The sequence below is a fragment of the Prevotella sp. E15-22 genome (assembly GCF_023204875.1).
GTDB lineage: Bacteria > Bacteroidota > Bacteroidia > Bacteroidales > Bacteroidaceae > Prevotella.
In genome coordinates, this window is record NZ_CP096247.1 from 1,014,317 (window position 1) to 1,033,093 (window position 18,777).

Below are 18,777 nucleotides of genomic sequence, written 5' to 3' on the forward strand. Positions count from 1 at the left end.
AAAATAGCGTCAAATGGGTGAATGAAAGTCGTCCAACTGTCGCATCAAAAAACAGCCAACTGTCGCATTAAAATAAGTCCAACTGTTGTGTCAAAAATCGGCCAACTGTCGCATTAAAATTTGTTTAAAACGACTGATTATGGAAAATTTTTCGTAACTTTGCACCCAAAATAGTGTAAGATTATGAAATACAAGAAAAGAATAGCAGACCAGATACTTGCTGATAAACTAGAATCATCAGGTGCCGTTCTTATAGAAGGGCCTAAGTATTGCGGAAAGACAACACTGGCCAAGCAACAGGCAGGGAGCGTCTTGTCAATGGCAGATCCTGACACTTTAGCTCAGAATCTTGCTCTTGCTCGGACGAACATTTCGAGACTTCTTGTTGGAAAGACACCAAGATTAATAGATGAGTGGCAAATTGCACCTCAGTTTTGGGATGCAATTCGAAATGAGGTGGATAATCGTGATGATGATGGACAATTCATGCTTACAGGTTCTGCTGTCCCTCCGAAACCCAAAAAGGATGAAAATGGAAATCTTATAGAGGAAGAACAAATACACCATACAGGAACTGGTAGAATCTCCCGACTAAAACTTCGTACTATGACATTATGGGAGTCAGAGGATTCGACAGGAATGGTTAGTTTGGGTGAGTTGTTTAAGAATTCAGATTATGTCGATGGGGAGAGTCATATAGATTTGGAACGTTTAGCTTATCTGACATGTCGGGGGGGGTGGCCGAAAGCTGTATTGAGAAAAAGTGAGAAAGCTGCGTTGGCACAAGCATTTGACTATTTCGATTCGGTGGTAAGCACCGATATTAAGAGAGTTGATGACGTGGAAAGAGATGAGGAAATGGCCAAACGTATTATGCGTTCTTATGCCCGTAACCAAGCTAGTCAGGCAACAGCGGGAACCATATTGGCTGATATAAAGAACAACGGTGATGAACTTTTATCTGATAGCACCGTGTATAGCTATATTAAGGCATTGAAGGAGATCTTCGTTATAGAAGACTCCGTTGCATGGAACCCAAATTTGAGGAGTAAGACAGCTATTAGAACCTCAGACACCCGTTATTTCACTGACCCGTCTATTGCCACTGCTGCTTTGGGCTTAGGACCGAATGATTTGATTAATGATTTGAACACTTTTGGACTTATTTTTGAAACTCTTGCTGTGAGGGATTTGCGTGTCTATGCGGAATCGCTTAATGGAAAGGTTTACCACTATAGAGACAAAAACAATCTGGAATGTGATGCAGTCGTTCATCTTAGAAACGGTTCTTATGGGTTGATTGAAATTAAAATTGGAGGATCTGAACTCGTAAATGATGGAGCAGAGAGTCTGAAGACTCTTTCGGACAAAATTGACACTACCAAAATGAAAAAGCCTTCTTTCCTGATGGTTTTGACGGGTATCGGTGAATATGCATACAAACGTCCAGAGGATGGGGTGTTAGTAGTTCCAATCGGATGTCTAAAAGAATGAATAACGATTATTGATAAGGAAATATAATTTAATAATGGCTCGATACCGATAGAAAAGTGTCGAGCCATTGTTGTGTTCAAAGATGATGTACGGCTACAGTTTCTTGTTATCCTTGAACGAATAGTACTGCTCATCCGCAAGGATGATGTGGTCGTGCAAGGTCATCCGTACAGACTCTGCAGCCTGTGTGAGCTTAGCAGCAATTGTATTGTCGAATTTTGTGGGAGAGGGGTTTCCACTGACATGGTTATGTACTGTGACGATGTAGGTTGCATTGTAGAGCACCCCAAACCGCATGATATTCCTTGGATCGGCAGCGTTTTCAGACACCTCTCCCCGGCAGATTCTGACTCTTCTGAGCAATTCATGTTTCGGATTAAGGAACAATGCCCAGAACTCCTCCACATCCAGGTCTTCAAGTTGTGGCATCATGTAGTCACCGATGGCCAAGGCATTCTTTAGAACAGGTTTCTCCTCTGGAGCTGTCTTTCTAAAACGCTTCCCGAACTCACAGGCAGCGACTATTGCAATGGCCCGGTTCTTACCAATGCCACGGTAGCACATCAGTTCTTCCATTGTCTTTTTACCCAGTTTGGAAAGGTCATTGCCGCAGTCATCCAACATCTGATTCATGAGATCTACGGTAGGAAACTCTTTCGGGCCGTTGCCAATAATGATGGCCAAAAGTTCACTCTCGCTGAGCTGGCTGACACCATCCGTCTGGAATTTCTCCATTGGGATGTCATCATTAGTCCATTTCTTGATTGATGGAACAGGATCCTCTTCCTGATTTTTCTGGACGGTGATAGCTGAAGTAGGGTACAGCTCATGAAGAGAGGCTTCCAGCATAGACATCCTTTTCTCATGTTCTTCAAGTCTTCTGCTGTCTCTTTCTTCGAAATCTCTGCTTCTCCTTGGCCGTCTGTTTTCTTCCCTATCCTCAAAATGACGAAATGATTCCCTGCCATCCTTTGGACGGAATTCGTCTCTTGAACGACTGCGTCTTCTGGATTTATCCTCTTTCTCAGGATTCACATAGCCTAATACACCAGTGGGACGATAACTGCCACGTGCGACTCCAGGTCTATATGGAACACTTGGAGAAGAGTCAGACCGTCCAGTAACAGGGTGATAAGTCACCTTGTTACTTGGCTTACGTTCATTTCCTCTTCGTCCTTCCTCCCTGTCAAGCTCTTTTTTTGAAGGCTTCCTGATCAGTGTCTCAATGGGTTCATCGACCAGTTCCCCGACAAAATTGTTCTCACCATTGTCCATGTTGATGTTAACACCCGTTTCTTCCTTCTCAGCAGGGGCCTCCATTACAGGCTCTTCCTGCCATGCAACTAACTTCTTCATACGATTTGATTTTAAATGTTGATATTGTATTGATTGAATTTCTCTTGCTTACTCTCATGCCAACAGACGCATTACATCAAGGATGGTCAGGTTAGTAGCAGACAAGTCCGTCCTTTTAAGCCTACTGTTACATCGGTCTATTAAGGCTTCGCATTCATCGACGGCTCTCTTTGACACTATCTGATACCGTGAGTTTACCTCATTGTTGGCTACTGTATGCGGTGTGGCTATATCCCTGCTCTGGCCACGAAAAGCCACGTTGAAGCAGATGCCCAGCTTGCCGTCCTCATGCTTCAGCAGAGGATCGACATAGTATCTGAACGTGACTGTGTCCTCATGTACCGAAGTAAGGAAGTCACCCTCCGTTCCACCCAGCTCTTTCAGACGGCTATTCGACATCAGATGATACTCAAACACGTAATTGATCAGACGGAAGTTCGCATCGTTGATGCGTGAGAAGTCCTGCCGGATATACATGTTCGTGACCGTGAACACCTGCACTTTGTGGTTCAGCATCTCGTGTATCGTGAACTTGTCAATGCCAGCTTCATTATATGCAATAGTGGCCATCGAGTGCCTTGCCGCATAGAACTGCAGATTGGGCACACCCACCTTCTCACCTACGATTTTCAATCCCCTGTTGACTGTCTGGTTGAAAGTCGTCGGATCCTTGTACATGTAGTTGAAGCAGAACACATAGTTCTTCTTTTTGTGCCTGGTACACCGATATTTCTTGATAAGCGGTAATAACAGAGGATGCGGACTGATGACGATGCGGGCATGGTCAGGCCGCCTGTCCTTCGTCTTGGCACGGTCATAGGTGATGTTGCCCCGTTCGTCCCACTTGCAGTTAAGCAGGTCTATCGTGTTTGTACCCATCAACATAAAGGAGATGGTGAACACGTCACGGGCGAGGTCGGCGACAGCCCTTCCTTCGGTATCGTCGGGAAGATTTGCTATAGCCCGGATAATATCCACAGGCAGGGCACGTTTCTCCGTCTGGATTTCCACATGAGGCGGATGATAGAACTCCAAAGTCCTCTTGATAACCTTGTTCTCCTCACGACCCTCGTTATAACGCTGCTTTGCCGAGTTGAACATACGCTTGATGACCTGCGGATAGACACTGCGAGCCGTCTTCTTGTCACCAAGCCACTTCTCGAAGCTCCTCATAAAGACCTTGCTGATGTCATTACACATATAGCTGTCACGACCGACGAACTTGATGAAAGCATTCAAGGCCACAAGATGGTTCCGACTGCATTTCTGGTCTTCATGCTCCTTGATCCACTCACGCCCATACTGGATAATGTCAATGCTGACATCCCCGACACCGACGATGTAATTGACTACCGCATCGATGTTCATGTCATACTGGTCCAACTCCAGCTGCTTCAACTTGGCATTGAAGTCTTTCAGAAGAGCCTTGACCTTTCGCTTCACCAGCTCATTGCGGATAGTCCACTTCTTGGTCATTTCCGTCTTGGAAACATATATGCCTGTCTCAATCAGCCTTTTCTCATGGTGGTGATACAGGCGTATGCCAACCTCACAGGTTCCCTTCCTGCTGATGGCAGTCTTTGAAACTTCAACTTTTAGTGTAGCCATAATCGTTGTTATGATATTAACTATTATTTTCGCGCGTACATATATTATATACTGTCTATGACAATAGCTTGTTGACCAAGTCGTTGATGTCATACTGAGCCGCTTTCAAGTCAAGCCTGCTGATACGCTCCTTACAGGAATTGACAAGAGCCTCGCAACGCTTTACAAGATACTCGTTGGTGAGCTGGCCATCCTCAGAAACATCATTCTCCGAAACGAATATCGATGTTCCGATAAGCTTGCTCTGCCCCTTGTATGCTACCTTGATCTCCACATTCCATGACTTTCTGGTGTTGATGTCCTGTGGAGTCAGCTGCCAAGTGATGTCCACAACCGTATCAACAACATTCGTCAGGAAGTCGCCAGTCAACAAGGCACCACCTTGATGCTTGTCCTGATGAGTGCCTGACTTTTCCTTTTCCATGTCATTGAAGACAAAGTCAATGAGCTTGAAGTTAGCCTCATTAATTTTGCGGAAGTCCTTCTTGATATAGATATCCGTTATCTTGTACACAGGCAGCTGATGGTTCAGCATGTCGTGTATGGTCATCTTGTCAATATCGGTTTCATTGAAGGCAATGGTCGCCATCGTATGTCTTGCGGCATAAAAAGTGAGACCTTCCTCGTCAATCTCCTTTCCAACCTCCTTCATGCCTCGGTTCAGGTTATAGCTGAAATCGGCAGGATTCCTGTACATACGGTTGAAACGGAACACATACCTTTCCTTTTTGTCCAATACAGACGCATATTTCTTGATAAGAGGCATGAGCAGCGGATGCGGCTTGATGACGATGCGGGCATGGTCAGGTCGCCTGTCCTTTGTCTTGGCACGGTCATAGGTAATGTTTCCCTCGCCATCCCATTTGCATGAGAAGATATCAATGCTGTTGGCACCCATCATCATGAATGAGATAAGGAATACGTCACGAGCCACATTGCGGCTTGAATTCGAGCGCTCCTCATCAGGAATGGCAGCCAAAGCCCTCAGATGCTCCAGGGAAATGGCACGTTTCTCCGTACATACATGAACAGGAGGGTCGAAGAACTCCAGTGAGCGTTTGATGATCTCCTCACCGTCGAGGTTGTCATTGTAGGTCTCGCGGGCCTCATTGAATACGCGCTTGATACATATACAGTAGAGGTTGGCCGCACGATGCCTGTCACCAAGCCAGCGTACATAGGCCTCCATCAGTCTTACCGTAATCTCATTGCAGTCGATAACCTTACGTCCCATGAACTTGATGAACGAGTTGAGGGCAGTCTTGTAGTTACCCATACCCTTGATTTCATCCTCATGAGTCTTTATCCACTTCTGGTAATAGTCCACGAAGTCAACAAAGGTTGGCTTGACAATGTCTTTGCGTGTGATTCTCCTTACAAGTTCATCGGCAGTCATGTCGTTGAACTCCAGGTTCTCCTCCTCGATACGTTTACGGTAGATGCGGAGGATGTCCTCACACTTCTCCTTCTTCTGAAAGTTCTTGATCTTGAAAGACGAGGTCAGCTCGTCACGGGTAACAAACACCGTAGTAGGGATGTATTTCATCACCCTTTTGTGCGTGACCCTGATGACGACGTTCCACGTCTTGTCCTTTCTCATGTTGTGCTTCAGCACCTCATACTTTATTGTAGCCATATAAGTCAATTTTATAGCGGATTTACCCGCTGAATTTTTTAATTTTCTGCAAATTTACCTTTTCAGGGCCTGAGAGCCGAATTTTGGCGAAAATCGACCATTTTACAAGTAACCATATATGGGAACAAGTAAAAAAGCACCAGTCCTACAATTCTGTAAGGAAAGATTACTTTTTATGTCCCAAATGCCCCTAAAACGGCCATTTTCGCTATGGCGCAGAGCATCCCCTGTCGGAGTTTTTGTCGTTAATGTTTTTTAACGCCCAACTTCGAGGTAAAACATGCCAAAATGACCAGAAAACCGGGTAAAAACCCCTTCAAATTTCATCAGACTTTTTGGGTTTACTTTTAACCACATGTCTTTACTTTCATTTGAGCCCTTTCTCCGGGATGACATTTACGTCTGCATTTATCATTTTAGGATTCGGCTTCCGTAAACATTCTGTTTTTCAGCTTCTTACGCGGATTTGTCACTAAGCAAAAATTTTTTTTCTCGCCATTTATCTCCCGACAAAACGAGAAAATCACATTTAGATTAAGGTGAAGATGCCGGGCGGTCCTGCATTTTTTGTGCAGAAGCGTGTGGGTCTTAATGGGAAGTTGTTTAAGTGCCATAAGTTCCGCACAATGACGGTGAAGCATAATGGATCTTCTGTGAGTGTGGCTGGCGATAGTCGCATCACGCCATTTGGCGCTAAACTTCGTCATTATAAACTGGATGAGCTTCCTGGGCTGTGGGATGTGCTCATCGGCAATATGAGTTTCGTAGGCCCAAGGCCTGACGTGCCTGGGTATGCGGACACGTTGCAAGGGGATGATAGGGATGTGCTGAAGTTGAGACCGGGGATTACGGGACCTGCTACTTTGAAGTACAGACTCGAAGATGAGTATCTCGCGAATGCGAGGACTCTGGCTTACGGCTTACAGCTTACGGCTTATGGAATTACCAAAGAGGAATTGGAGAAGATGAGTGATCAGGAGGTTGCGGTGTGGTATAACGATAACGTGATTTATCCTGATAAGGTAAGGCTGAACTGCTATTACTATAGGCATTATTCCTTTATCAAGGACATCCAAATGATTATCTGTACTGTCCTTGGAAAGAAGATGGAGTATGCAGGGGAAATAATATAAAGGTTACGAATAAACAATTACATTAAAATATGTCTGAAAGAAAGAGAATTTACCTTTGTTTGGCGCATATGTCGGACGAAGGAATAGAACAGAAGTATATCAAGGAGGCATTTGATACCAATTGGGTGGTGCCTCTTGGTCCGAATGTGAATGGATTTGAGAAGGATCTGGAGAACTTTGTGAACCAAAACGATAATGAAAGCGAAAAGCTTTCGAAGCGAGTGGTGGCGCTGAGTGCAGGAACTGCGGCGGTGCATTTGGCATTGAAGGCTTGTGGCGTAGGCCCTGGTGATGAGGTGTGTGTACAGAGCTTTACATTCTGTGCAAGCTCGCACCCAATTACGTATCTGGGAGCTACTCCAGTGTTCATTGATAGCGAGAGGGATACTTGGAATATGGATCCGGAACTGCTAGAAGAGGCGATAAAAGACCGTATTGCCAAGACTGGAAAGAAGCCTAAGGCTATTGTGCCAGTGGCTTTGTATGGTATGCCGTATAAGATGGATCGTATCATGGAGATAGCCAATAAATACGACATCCCCGTAGTGGAGGATGCGGCTGAGGGATTCGGATCGAAGTTCAAGGGCCAGGTACTAGGTACGTTTGGTAAGTATGGCGTATTGAGCTTCAACGGTAATAAGATGATCACTACCTCTGGTGGTGGTGCGCTGATTACACCCGATGAGGAGAGCTGGCGGGAGATTATGATGTATGCCACACAGTACCGTGAGAGCTATCCGTACTATCAGCATGAGAAGATAGGCTATAACTATCGTATGAGTAATATCTGCGCTGGTATCGGTCGCGGACAGATGACGGTAGCCAATGATCATATCGCCCACCACAAGCATGTGCAGGCTCTTTATGAAGAGCTGCTAAAGGACGTGAAGGGCGTGACTGTGCACAAGCAGCCCGCAACAGGCGAATATGACTCGAACTATTGGCTCTGTACTATCACACTGGATCCTGATTTGAAGATTAAAGGTCAGGAGAATGCGTATAAGACCATTGTGACTGGTGCTGTGGGTGGTGCTGCTGGCGTGATTCATGCTGCTTCGTCTGCTACCACCGACTGTCAGCCAAATGAGAACGTAGAAGCCTTGCGCGTATATCTGGATCAGGCTCAGATTGAGGCTCGCCCAGTATGGAAGCCCATGCACAAGCAGCCGGTATATAAGAATGCGCCTGCGTATGTGAATGGTGTATCTGAGGCCATCTTCAAAATCGGTATGTGTCTGCCTGCTGGTCCTTATGTGAGCGATGATGATGTGAAGTACATCGTGGAGACTATCAAGAGTGCGATAGAGGGATAAAGAATGTGTGGAGAGGGGCATGAGCGGAGGCTCATGCCTCTTTTTGACTCAATGGGGATGAAACAATAGAAATGAATGAGTTGAAAGAGACGCGAAAGCAGATGTTCGCTCAGATGGAGCAGCGGCTGCAAGAGATACATCCAAAGGAAGAAGATAGGATGTTTTCCTATCATTCTTCTGAGGATCGTATTGTTCTGTCGCATGCGCTGTTCTGGGTGATGACACAGCCTCAGTGCCTGAAGAGCAAGATTAGGGGATGGCAGAGGGACAGGTTCCTGGCATGAGAAATCATCATTCACATTGTTTCAACTAATTGCATAGATATTATAAAAGAAGTATATGCCACGTAAGGCAAGGGTCGAGTCTGGAACAGGGATCTTTCATGTGATGATGCGCGGTATTAATCACCAGAATCTCTTCGAGGAGCCAGAAGACTACTATCAATTTATTGCTACTCTGGATAGGATGCGTTTCCGTTATGATGAGGACGGAACTCCAATGGGAAGTAATTGTACCTATTACGCATACTGTCTGATGTCGAACCACTTTCACTTGCTGATTCGTGAGCGTGAGGAGAGCGTAGGTGAAACGATCAAACGTATTGCAGGCTCTTACGTGTACTACTACAACAGGAAATATGGGCGTGATGGGCATCTCTTCAAAGAGCGTTTTAAGAGTGAACCTGTCAACGATATGGCTTATTTCATGACTCTGTTGCGCTATATCCATCAGAATCCGTTAAAGGCTGGTATTGTTGAACACGTAAAAGACTATGAATATAGTAGCTGGGGTGAGTATGATGGAACTGTTGAACCTGTCTTTCAGATTTGCCATACGCAGACAGTTTTGAATCGTATCCCTTTCAGTGAACTAGAAGAATGGGTAAATGAGCCTTTGTCTGGTGATGTTCATTGCTTGGATATTGAGGATCCCTCACGAAAAAGACCTTCTGACGACCAGGTATGGCAAATGATAATTGAGAAATCTGGTGTAACGAATGCCTCTGCTTTTCAGCAGTTGAATGATGATGTGAAGAGAGGTGTATTGAGGGAATTGAAGGAACGAGGTGCCTCTCATCGACAGTTAGAGCGTTTGACTGGTGTGGGAAGAGGGGTGATTCAGAAGTTGTGAATTGAGGCCAGGGACCCGTCCCCGTGGCACTCGTCCCCGTGGCACTAGCTCGCTCATGAGTATGGCTAGAGCGAGAAGAGAGTATGAGTGATGGGAGAGTGGGGTGACTGAAAGCTGAAAAGAAACAGGGTGCAGTGCTGGTAACACTGCAACCTGTCAAAATACAAAACCATTCTGCGAGCGGCAACTTGCAGAATGCAGAACTGTTAGAGACGTTTGTTGTGGTCTCCTTCTGAAGTAACAGCACAGCTAAGCCTACCGTTAGACTTGGCCATGTTGTTCTCCCACTGTAAAGGACGCAGGTTGGACAATGCGTCACTACCACCTTTGGACTGCGGCGTGATGTGGTCAATTTCCCAGCCGTAGATGGACGAGCGGTTTCCGTATTCGCTGAACGTCATCCAGGCACCACACTGGTCCTTACGATACTTGGAACTGTCGTAACCTGGTACGGCTTGTCCCTTGTTCCAAACTTGAAGAATAAGATTATCTTCCATATTTTTAATTGAATCCTCTCTGCCTCCTTGGAGCAGGGTTTTAAGTTCGAGGACTCATTTTTTTATATGGCAAATAAAGTGCCAAAGGCTCAAAGAATGACAAAATGGTAGATTTTATATGAAAATTTCGTGAAAAACAAACGAAAATTGGAAATAGATTCGTTCAATTCAATAATTTGTAGTATCTTTGCACCGTCATTTAATACTGATCAATTATGATAGCTGAGTTCAAAATCAGGAATTTCTACTCGTTGCGGGATGAGCAAACGTTGAGTTTCATCCCGACTAACGATGATACGTCGCGCGATATTTACGCTGAAGAGGTGGCTGACGGTGTCTCGCTTTTGAAAATAGGCTGCATCTATGGCTCCAACGCTTCGGGTAAAACAAATATTCTTAAAGCGCTTGACTTCTTCTCCCGGTTTATGGTTGATGACAGCCTGAACAAGGGGGATGAAATAGGAGTTGTACCTTTCTTGCTGGATGACGAGTCTCGGCAGGAGCGGACACAGTTTGAAATGACTTTCTATCTGAACCGTGAGAAGTATAAGCTCAATCTGGTACTGGATAGCAAGGTTATTTATGAGGAGACCTTGCAAGTCTATTCCTCAGTTCAACCTACATTGTTATATAAGCGTACCTTCAATGCTGAGAAAGACGCTACTGATATTGTGTTTGGCGGAAAGGTGGGTTTGATTAAGAAAAGTAGGGAGGCCATTGAGGGGAATGCCATCATTAACCGCACGGTTATCGCTGCCTTTGGAAAGTCAAATGTGGAGAAATCCAGGCTGAATCTGGTATATGATTTCTTTTCACAGAGGATTGCTCCCATCATGTATCCGCAGAGCAGTTTGATGGGCTTCACAAAACGTCGTATAACTAAAGATAAGGATGGACGACTGAAGAAGTTCATTCTGCATTTTCTGAAAGCATCCGACTTCAATATCTCGGATATCTCCATCCATGAAGAAGAGGTGAACATTACGCCTGAAATGGAATTGATGATCAAGAATACTTCTGGTATGCCCGCCAAGGTAAAAGAGGAGATTCTGAAAAAGGGAACCTTACATTCGGACGAGATGTTCTTTGTGCATCATACCAATAATGGTGATAAAGAGCTTGACGAAGAGTTAGAGTCTCGTGGAACCAAGAGGTATATGGGTTTAGCAACAATCCTTTATGATCTGTTGGTTCGTGGCGTAATTCTTCCTGTAGATGAAATAGAAACCAGTATTCATTATGAATTGCTTTCCTACTTTATCAAGGTGTTCCTTGTGAATAGCAAGAGGGGTGGACAGCTGATTGCATCTACGCATGACATTAACCTGCTGGATGAGGACTATATCCGCAGGGATGTGATTTGGTTCACAGATAAGAACGGCTGTGGTGAGACTCAACTGATAAGGTTGTCAACGCTGGGTCTGCACAAGACTCTGTCTGTTTACAATGCATACAAGCAGGAGAAGCTTGTGGATCTGCCTTTCCTGGACAGTATTTATATGGATATGGATGAATACTATGAGCACGAGACAGAGGAATAAGAGAGAAAGGAAGAGTATAGCCATCATTGGTGAGGGGCTGACAGAGTATCGCTATGTGGACGACATGCGCACGACTGAGCGTTACAGATTCAGTCTGGTACCCGGTATCCCTAAACATTCCGACCTGGATGATATTGTAAAGCTTGCCAATGAACGGGTGAAAGCAGGGTATGACTATGTGTTGTGCCTGATAGATATGGACGTGATTGAAGGTAATCACGAGAAAATGGAGCATTATAAAGCGCTGAAGAAGGGTAATCCTAAGATCATTTTTGTGGAGTCAAGCCCTTGTACAGAATACTGGTTCCTGATGCATTATATGCCTAGGCCATCGAGTAAGGAGTTTGCTAACTACGATGCCGTGGCCCAGGAACTAAAGAAGCACATCCCTAACTATGACAAGACAGAGGCTTTCTTCAACAAAACTCATATCTACCGTGAACTGAAGGAGAAGGGTGATATGGAACGAGCCATTGAGGTGTCTCGTGACTTGGATGAGTTGCACGAGAAGGAGCCGGAGGTGTACAAGTCTTACTCTCAGATGTATAAATTGTTTGATATTATCAAGGAGATAACGAAGTAGGGGGTTATGTTTGGGGACCGGGGGGACAGGTATGAAGTGAACCCAGAAAGTTGGACACAACAGAAAGGTTCAAATGAAAAAAGAATTTAGTTTAGAAGAAAAGATGTCCGCAATTGGGTTTGTGTTCCAAGGCGAGTCAGCCCGTTCTGTGTCCCGTAGACTCCACTTAGGCCATCATATTCTATATGAGTGGATAGAGAGTTACAAACTCCTTGGCATTGAAGGTCTAAAATTAAAGCCGAAGAAGAAAAAGAGGCTTTCATATGAAGAAAAATGCAAAATAGTTCGTGATTATCAGGAAAGTGAATTAACTTTGTTCCAGCTTTCAGCCAAATATCAATTGTCAAGCTCGATAATTGGCAATTGGGTTAAATTGGTTGAGCGAAATGGATTTGAAGCACTGGAATCTCGACGATCCAGGCATTTCCAAACTGGTGAGCATATGGTTAAACGACTACCAAAAGAAGAGTACGAAAAGGAGAACGAGCGTCTTCGCAAGGAGAACGAACGCTTAAGACTGGAGAATCTCCTGCTAAAAAAAGTGAGAGCCTTAGTCGAGGAAAGAGAAACCCAAAACAGAGCGATTGGGCGCAAGCCATCGAAGAACTAAGGCGTAATGAGCATGCGGACTTAGATGTCCTGCTAGAGCTCAAGAAGATGGCGCGTAGCACGTTCTACTATCACCTCAAGCACGGCAAGAAGAAAGACAGGTACAAGGAAGTAAAAGATATGATATACACCGTATTTCATAAGCACAAAGGTCGTTACGGCTACAGGCGTATAACGCTGGAACTCCGTAAAGATGGCTGTCCTATCAATCACAAGACAGTCAAGAAGCTTATGGACGAAATGGAACTGAAGAGCGAGGTGAGGAAGGTGAAATTTCACTCCTATAAAGGAGAAGTTGGCAAGACTGCGCCTAATATCATAGACAGGGATTTTACAGCTGAAAGACCTTATCAGAAGCTTGCAACAGACGTGACCCAGATGACGATAGGCGGACGCAAGATTTACCTGTCACCTATACTTGACATGTGCGATGGTGAGATTCTTGCATATTCAATCACAGAGAAGCCAAACATGGAAATGGTACTCGGTATGCTCAACCAGATGTACAGGCGTATAAAGCTGCCTGAGGGTGTCGTATTGCACTCTGACCAAGGATGGCACTACCAGCACGTAGCCTACCAGAATAGTCTAAAGAAACATGGCATTATCCAAAGCATGTCTCGCAAGGGAAATTGTCTGGATAACGCCATGATGGAGAATTTCTTTGGTCTCATGAAGTCAGAGCTGCTGTATTCTGGAAAGTACACATCAGCAGACACCTTCATCAAAGACCTGGTAGAATACATGGAATATTATAATAACGAGAGAATAAAACTGAGGCTTAATGGCATGTCGCCCGTACAATACAGGAAGATGCTTACTGCTTCGATTGTTTAATTCGTCCAAACTTTGGGGTTCACTTCAGTACATGTTCCGCAACAATAGGAGTTGGCTAAAATATTGGTAAAGTAATGCCAAGACGGGCTAGGGAAGCATCAGGAACTGACGATGGCTGATGTTTGAAGGCTGATGGAAGATGTAAGAACTACGATGTAAGATGAAACTCATAGACAAACAATTGTTAGATGACGTAAGTAGGCAGGCACAAAAGTCTGACAGGCTGAGGATGAACTATAACTTCCATCAGAGTCTTGAGGATAAGTGCCATCGCTTTTTAAACGCAGTGGAGCCTGGAACTAAGGTTGAGATACATCGCCATCCAACGAAAGACGAGTCGTTTGTATTGCTTCGTGGTAGAGTTAGAGTGAATACCTACAATGATGATGGTTCTGTGATAGAGAGTGTAATTCTTTGCCCAGAGGAAGGACTCTATGGGGTAGATATCCCCAAGAACGTCTGGCATAATGTGGAAAGCTTGGAGTCCGGGAGTGTATTCTTTGAATGCAAAGAAGGACCGTTCGTGCCGCATGAGGAAGAAGGCGTTTTGCGCCTTCAACGATAACGAACTCCGCTTGCGCCTGAGCACCTACTGGAGCGTAAGAACCTTGACGATAACTTTTAGGTCACATGGATAGCGCGGAAAGTACGGACGTTCTTTAATGTTAACTATATTAAAAACGAAACCGTTAACTGAGGAGAGAATTTAAAATTAAGCAAAATGTCATACTTAAATATTTCTGTACGTCAATTGATTATGGATAGAGTGGGAAGAGATACTTTTCTGCCTGCTATCCAACGTGAATATGTATGGAACCCCTATCAGGTGGAGATGTTGTTTGACTCACTATTAAATGGTTATCCTATCAATTCATTCCTTTTCTGGAAAATCAGAGAGGAACATAAGAATGATTGGATTTCGTATGATTTCATTCGTGACTATGACGCAGAGAAACCGCATAATACGGAAACCAACCTGAATGGTGTAAACAAGGATATCTACTTAGTTCTCGATGGTCAGCAAAGAATCACTTCCCTGTATATCGGATTGAGAGGGTCGTATCGCTTCTTCTACAGAAAATGGAGAACGTGCAAACTGTATCTAAATCTTCTCAAATCTCCGGGTGCGTTCAATCCACAAGAAAGGTCGTATGACTTTTATTTCAAAGAAAATGCTAATCCTTGGCCTAACTCGACGGAACCACAACTTTGGTATGAGGTGGGAAGAATATTATCCTTTGAAGATGCGGAAGATGCGAAAGATGACATCAAGAAAGAATTGGAAGGGCTGACTCAAGAACAACGTGATTGTGCTAATAGAATTATCGGAAAGTTGCACGGAAGGTTGAATTCTGCGAATATCATCAACTATTATGAGGAGACATCTAATGATTATGACAAGGTGTTGGAGATCTTCGTTAGAACGAATACGGGTGGTAAGAAACTAGAATACAGTGATATCCTGCTATCTACAGCAACGGCCAAATGGAGAAAACTGAATGCTCGTGAAGAGATAAACAACTTTACCGACGAAATCGAAAAGATAGGCAATGGCTATTCCTTTGGCAAGGACTTCGTGATGAAAGCGGCCATGTATCTGACAGAGGATTTGCCTATACAATATAAGGTAAGCTCGTTTACAAGGGAGAATCTTGAAAAGATAGAAGAGCATTGGGAAACGACAAAGGATGCTGTTAGAGATACAGTAAGACTAGTGAGTCGTTTTGGTTTTAATGATAAGAACCTTGTTACTAAGTTGGCTCTTCTCCCCATTGCCCAATATATCAGGAACAAGAATTGGCCATCATATATTTCGTCGAGTGCTGAAGTAGACGTAAAAGACCAGAATAACATTCAGAAGTGGCTGCTGATGGCAATTCTTAAGAATTTGCTTGGCAGTTCGACTGATGCCACATTGAACCAGATGAGAGAAGTTGTAGACGAAGAAGGAAATGCGTTCCCGGTAAAGGAACTGTCTGATAAGCTAAAAGTAGATCTTACTTTTACAGATATGGAGTTGGATAAACTATTAAGCTATAATTATGGTACTCGCTATAGCTATTTGATACTCTCACTGATATATCCTGGAAGAGATTGGAAAGACAAGACATTCAATGAAGACCACATCTATCCACAGGCATCTTTCAGAACCAAGGAATTGCGCCAAAGAGGATTGAGCGATGAAGTCATAGAGCAGTATCAAGCGGTTTATAATTCAATAGCGAACTTGGAGTTGTTGGAGGACAGTGAGAACAAGTCTAAAAACGCAACTCCCTTTGACGAATGGATTAAATCGCGTGATGCTAACTTCAAGGCTCGTCATCTTATTCCAGAGATGGAAGACTATGGCTATGACCATTTCCTAGAATTTCTTGAGGCAAGGCGAGAACTCATAAAGGAAGCAATTAAAAAGGCTGCTTTTGATTAGGTGGAAAAACTATAGTGGGCGATGACGCAGGATGAAAGGTGGAATACTAGGTATGAGGAAGTAAAAAAGTTTATTGAGACTAATAAACACAATCCTTCGCGTTATAGAATAGAGGAGCATGATATGCTCAACTGGCTAAAGGCAAATAGGAAAGCGCTTAATGCGGGGAGGATGAAGGAGGAGAGAGTGGAGAAGTTTAAAGAGCTTCTTGCCATGACGGAACTGTATAGGAGGAAGAATCAATATGAGTAATTTGGAAAGTCGGCCGAAGGGCTGGCTTTTCTTGGTTAATGGAACTAATGAACGATTTGAATGCCGTAGATTTTTATTAAACCCTTACCGAAGCATTTGGAAAAATACTCAGGGGTAATTCTCTCGCCAGATTTAACGGCATCGTTGTATAGTTCAGATATAACGTATTTGATAAATATTTCATTAGGCTTTAGTGGAAGATTTGGTATTAACATCTTCCTTACATTTTCCCACATGGAAAGAATGTTCTTCCTATCTGCCTTTAATCTTAATTTTTTTAATTTATAGAATAGGCTTGAAATAACAGAGTCTAATATGCTAGTATCTATATTAAAGATAATTTCGCTGCAAGAGCCATCGTTAATAGGGGCATTTGCGAATGCTTTTTCGAGACCGTGGAATGTGTATTTGTCAAATGAACGATGTCTATGGAATGAGAAACAAGCTACTACATCGCCCAAAAGCAGGGTGACTACTTTAGATTTACGATCGTATTCGTAATAGATGAGCCCGCCTTGATACTTAGAATAATCCTTGCAGTATAGGACTTTATAGTAGAATGGAAACTTACACATTAGTTGGGATGTGTCGCTATTGTTGTCTTTGGCTAAGATAAAATTGTTTAGTCGTTTTCTGAGAGATTGTTCTATATGAGTAGGTAATTTGAAATTTATGCCCTCGAATGCAGAGAGTCGCCAAAGGATAGATACCCAAAAGAAATATGCCGAGGTTGGGGCAATTTTTCTGTTGTTAAATAGATGATCATGCCAAGGTGATTCAAGATACTCTCCAAGTTTCTTTTCACAATGAGGACAGAAGATGTAATCTTTCGAAGCGGTGTTTTCACTCATCATGGCAAGGCGTTCGTCTGTTACCGAATCGAAACTACTGAGTAGTTCATCACCTCTAACGGAACGCCCTATATATGCCGTAGTAATACGGTCGCCAATGGTATATAGCAACTCCTTATCTCGCTTATAACTGTTGTCAATACTAGAAACCATAGCAACAAAGAAACTCGGAATGATGTGCGAGTTGGTCTTGTCTGCAGGTTTTGACTTGCAGATAGCGCAAGGGGCGTGCTGTGTGTTCGTATTATTCATTATTTTGATGGTTTCTGAGGTTTGATGAAATAATAGTCGCGGCCTTCCACACAATCTGGTGAGATATTGAAATTGGCATTTATCTTCAGACTAGTAGGTGCAATACCATGTAACTTCATCGGTTGTAAGTTGATGTTTGGCATGGCATTCTTAAGCCATTGATGGAAGAATTCTACACGTGAATTTCCAACAAATTTGTATTTGTCGAGAGAGCAGAATGGGATGATAAATAAATACTGATCGCCTGCTATGCTCAGTATGGCCCAGCAATAAGGAAAGTTCTTATGTTTATGCTTGCGCTGCATAACTATCAAATAAGGGGAGTCGGTGCTGTTAGGGACCGTATAATGCCATACTGGTGGTAGACGGTGGTGGGTTGGCGCCTCATTAATCCAGTCGATGGTACCCTTAAAATATGGTAGGAATTTGCTGTCGATCACACTAAGAACGTATTTGCAGAAACATTTGTAGATGTTTTGAGGGATGTATTTGACGCTGGAGAAACCTGCAAAAGATCCCGAAAAATGTTGGACAATCTCCTGAGGGTCGTGTGTATCAGGCATGGTAGGAACTTTCAGCACCAAGGTACTCCTCCCAAGTGTTGCTTGTGAGGATGGATCATTCTTTATGGAAATGCCATCGCCTTGGAGTGTTGGATTGCCGTTCTTGCCCTTGATGCCTTTTAGGATAAGGAAGAATTGGAGCAAACGGGTAATGTCTTGTTCGATGGTTTGATTGAAACGCGCGTTACATTCGTCACATTCCTCTCGACAGACTAAGCCTTTGTTACCAAGGGATTCTGAGATAGCATGGGCTTTTTGCGTGAATTTAACATCAGGCATTGAACGGCCACAAAAACGGCAAACGCGTTTTTTTCTATCAAATACACCAATGTTGAGACGTTCGTCGCCGTTGAAGGTGCGAACCTCATAATGGTCATATAAGTAAGAGGCAATTTTTTCCAAATCGGTAGTTTGGAGAGAAACCTTATCTATCTCTGATAGCAGTTTCGTATAAAGATACATCTGAATACGGTCTTCAATTCGCTCTGGTAAGATTAGAAAATGCTGACCAGTAGGAATGCCATTGAAGAACTTTCTCAACTCATATGCTCGCTCACCGATTACATCAAGCATAGGGAGCCTGTCCTTCAATTCCTGTGAGGCAGTTTGCAGGTAATTAATCTTTTCTGTATTGGGATTGCCAGTAATGAGTTTAGTAAATAACTGGGCAGTGGCTATATTGCCAATGTCCAT

The 18,777-nt window shown here is 43.7% G+C and carries 17 protein-coding genes and 1 pseudogene; 12 read left to right on the top strand and 6 right to left on the bottom strand.

Annotated features, from left to right (window positions below):
* Positions 1 to 183: 183 nt before the first annotated feature.
* On the top strand, positions 184 to 1,494 hold the full coding sequence (locus M1D30_RS03975) for an ATP-binding protein (RefSeq protein WP_073203472.1): 1,311 nt from the start codon (positions 184 to 186) through the stop codon (positions 1,492 to 1,494).
* A gap of 93 nt (positions 1,495 to 1,587) precedes the next feature.
* Here M1D30_RS03975 and M1D30_RS03980 read toward each other — a convergent pair whose 3' ends face one another.
* Genes M1D30_RS03980 through M1D30_RS03990 form a run of 3 tightly spaced genes read right to left on the bottom strand, consistent with a single transcriptional unit; the run spans position 1,588 to position 6,094 of the window.
* Positions 1,588 to 2,850 (bottom strand): RadC family protein, encoded by a 1,263-nt coding sequence (locus M1D30_RS03980; protein ID WP_248506500.1) that lies wholly within the window; start codon positions 2,848 to 2,850, stop codon positions 1,588 to 1,590.
* 54 nt (positions 2,851 to 2,904) lie between these two features.
* On the bottom strand, positions 2,905 to 4,458 hold the full coding sequence (locus M1D30_RS03985) for a phage integrase SAM-like domain-containing protein (protein ID WP_248506502.1): 1,554 nt from the start codon (positions 4,456 to 4,458) through the stop codon (positions 2,905 to 2,907).
* A gap of 55 nt (positions 4,459 to 4,513) precedes the next feature.
* Positions 4,514 to 6,094: a phage integrase SAM-like domain-containing protein gene (locus tag M1D30_RS03990; protein WP_248506504.1), complete on the bottom strand. Its 1,581-nt coding sequence runs from the start codon at positions 6,092 to 6,094 to the stop codon at positions 4,514 to 4,516.
* Positions 6,095 to 6,639: 545 nt separating this feature from the next.
* On the opposite strand from M1D30_RS03990, the gene M1D30_RS03995 reads away from it, so the two are divergent.
* From M1D30_RS03995 to M1D30_RS04010, 4 genes are all read left to right on the top strand, one after another.
* A complete protein-coding gene (locus M1D30_RS03995) occupies positions 6,640 to 7,227 on the top strand; it encodes a sugar transferase (RefSeq protein ID WP_371874167.1) in 588 nt (195 codons plus the stop codon).
* Between the two features lie 29 nt (positions 7,228 to 7,256).
* Complete coding sequence (locus tag M1D30_RS04000) at positions 7,257 to 8,540, top strand: DegT/DnrJ/EryC1/StrS aminotransferase family protein (RefSeq protein WP_248506505.1); 1,284 nt, start codon at positions 7,257 to 7,259, stop codon at positions 8,538 to 8,540.
* A gap of 71 nt (positions 8,541 to 8,611) precedes the next feature.
* Positions 8,612 to 8,824, top strand: coding sequence for a hypothetical protein (locus M1D30_RS04005; protein WP_248506507.1), 213 nt, complete (start codon positions 8,612 to 8,614; stop codon positions 8,822 to 8,824).
* Between the two features lie 55 nt (positions 8,825 to 8,879).
* The gene (locus tag M1D30_RS04010; RefSeq protein WP_248506509.1) at positions 8,880 to 9,671 is read left to right on the top strand and encodes a transposase; all 792 of its coding nucleotides are present in this window, start codon (positions 8,880 to 8,882) and stop codon (positions 9,669 to 9,671) included.
* A 206-nt stretch (positions 9,672 to 9,877) separates the two neighbouring features.
* On the opposite strand, the gene M1D30_RS04015 is transcribed toward M1D30_RS04010, so the two are convergent.
* Positions 9,878 to 10,168, bottom strand: coding sequence for an HNH endonuclease signature motif containing protein (locus M1D30_RS04015; RefSeq protein ID WP_248506511.1), 291 nt, complete (start codon positions 10,166 to 10,168; stop codon positions 9,878 to 9,880).
* Positions 10,169 to 10,383: 215 nt separating this feature from the next.
* Between M1D30_RS04015 and M1D30_RS04020 the strand changes: the two genes are divergently transcribed.
* The 7 genes and pseudogenes from M1D30_RS04020 to M1D30_RS04050 all read left to right on the top strand — a co-directional run bounded on the left by M1D30_RS04020 (position 10,384) and on the right by M1D30_RS04050 (position 16,418).
* Positions 10,384 to 11,709: an ATP/GTP-binding protein gene (locus M1D30_RS04020; protein ID WP_248506513.1), complete on the top strand. Its 1,326-nt coding sequence runs from the start codon at positions 10,384 to 10,386 to the stop codon at positions 11,707 to 11,709.
* On the top strand, positions 11,687 to 12,292 hold the full coding sequence (locus M1D30_RS04025) for an RloB family protein (protein ID WP_248506515.1): 606 nt from the start codon (positions 11,687 to 11,689) through the stop codon (positions 12,290 to 12,292). The genes M1D30_RS04020 and M1D30_RS04025 overlap by 23 nt, the downstream gene beginning before the upstream one ends.
* Before the next feature lie 103 nt (positions 12,293 to 12,395).
* Positions 12,396 to 12,902 carry a helix-turn-helix domain-containing protein gene (locus tag M1D30_RS04030; protein WP_371874186.1) on the top strand — a complete coding sequence of 169 codons (507 nt, stop codon included), beginning with the start codon at positions 12,396 to 12,398 and terminating at the stop codon, positions 12,900 to 12,902.
* Positions 12,887 to 13,738, top strand: a pseudogene (locus tag M1D30_RS04035) (IS3 family transposase); the annotation flags it as partial. The gene M1D30_RS04030 and the pseudogene M1D30_RS04035, both read left to right, overlap by 16 nt.
* A gap of 160 nt (positions 13,739 to 13,898) precedes the next feature.
* A complete protein-coding gene (locus M1D30_RS04040; protein ID WP_256466175.1) occupies positions 13,899 to 14,303 on the top strand; it encodes a WbuC family cupin fold metalloprotein in 405 nt (134 codons plus the stop codon).
* A 156-nt stretch (positions 14,304 to 14,459) separates the two neighbouring features.
* Positions 14,460 to 16,166, top strand: coding sequence for a DUF262 domain-containing protein (locus tag M1D30_RS04045; protein WP_248506519.1), 1,707 nt, complete (start codon positions 14,460 to 14,462; stop codon positions 16,164 to 16,166).
* Positions 16,167 to 16,187: 21 nt separating this feature from the next.
* Entirely contained in the window at positions 16,188 to 16,418 is a 231-nt protein-coding gene (locus M1D30_RS04050; RefSeq protein WP_248506521.1) for a helicase associated domain-containing protein, read from the top strand.
* A gap of 44 nt (positions 16,419 to 16,462) precedes the next feature.
* Here the strand turns inward: M1D30_RS04050 and M1D30_RS04055 are convergent, their stop codons facing one another.
* Positions 16,463 to 17,521: a hypothetical protein gene (locus tag M1D30_RS04055; RefSeq protein WP_248506523.1), complete on the bottom strand. Its 1,059-nt coding sequence runs from the start codon at positions 17,519 to 17,521 to the stop codon at positions 16,463 to 16,465.
* On the bottom strand, positions 17,521 to 18,777 hold the full coding sequence (locus M1D30_RS04060; protein WP_248506525.1) for an HNH endonuclease: 1,257 nt from the start codon (positions 18,775 to 18,777) through the stop codon (positions 17,521 to 17,523). Before M1D30_RS04060 ends, M1D30_RS04055 begins: the two co-directional genes overlap by 1 nt.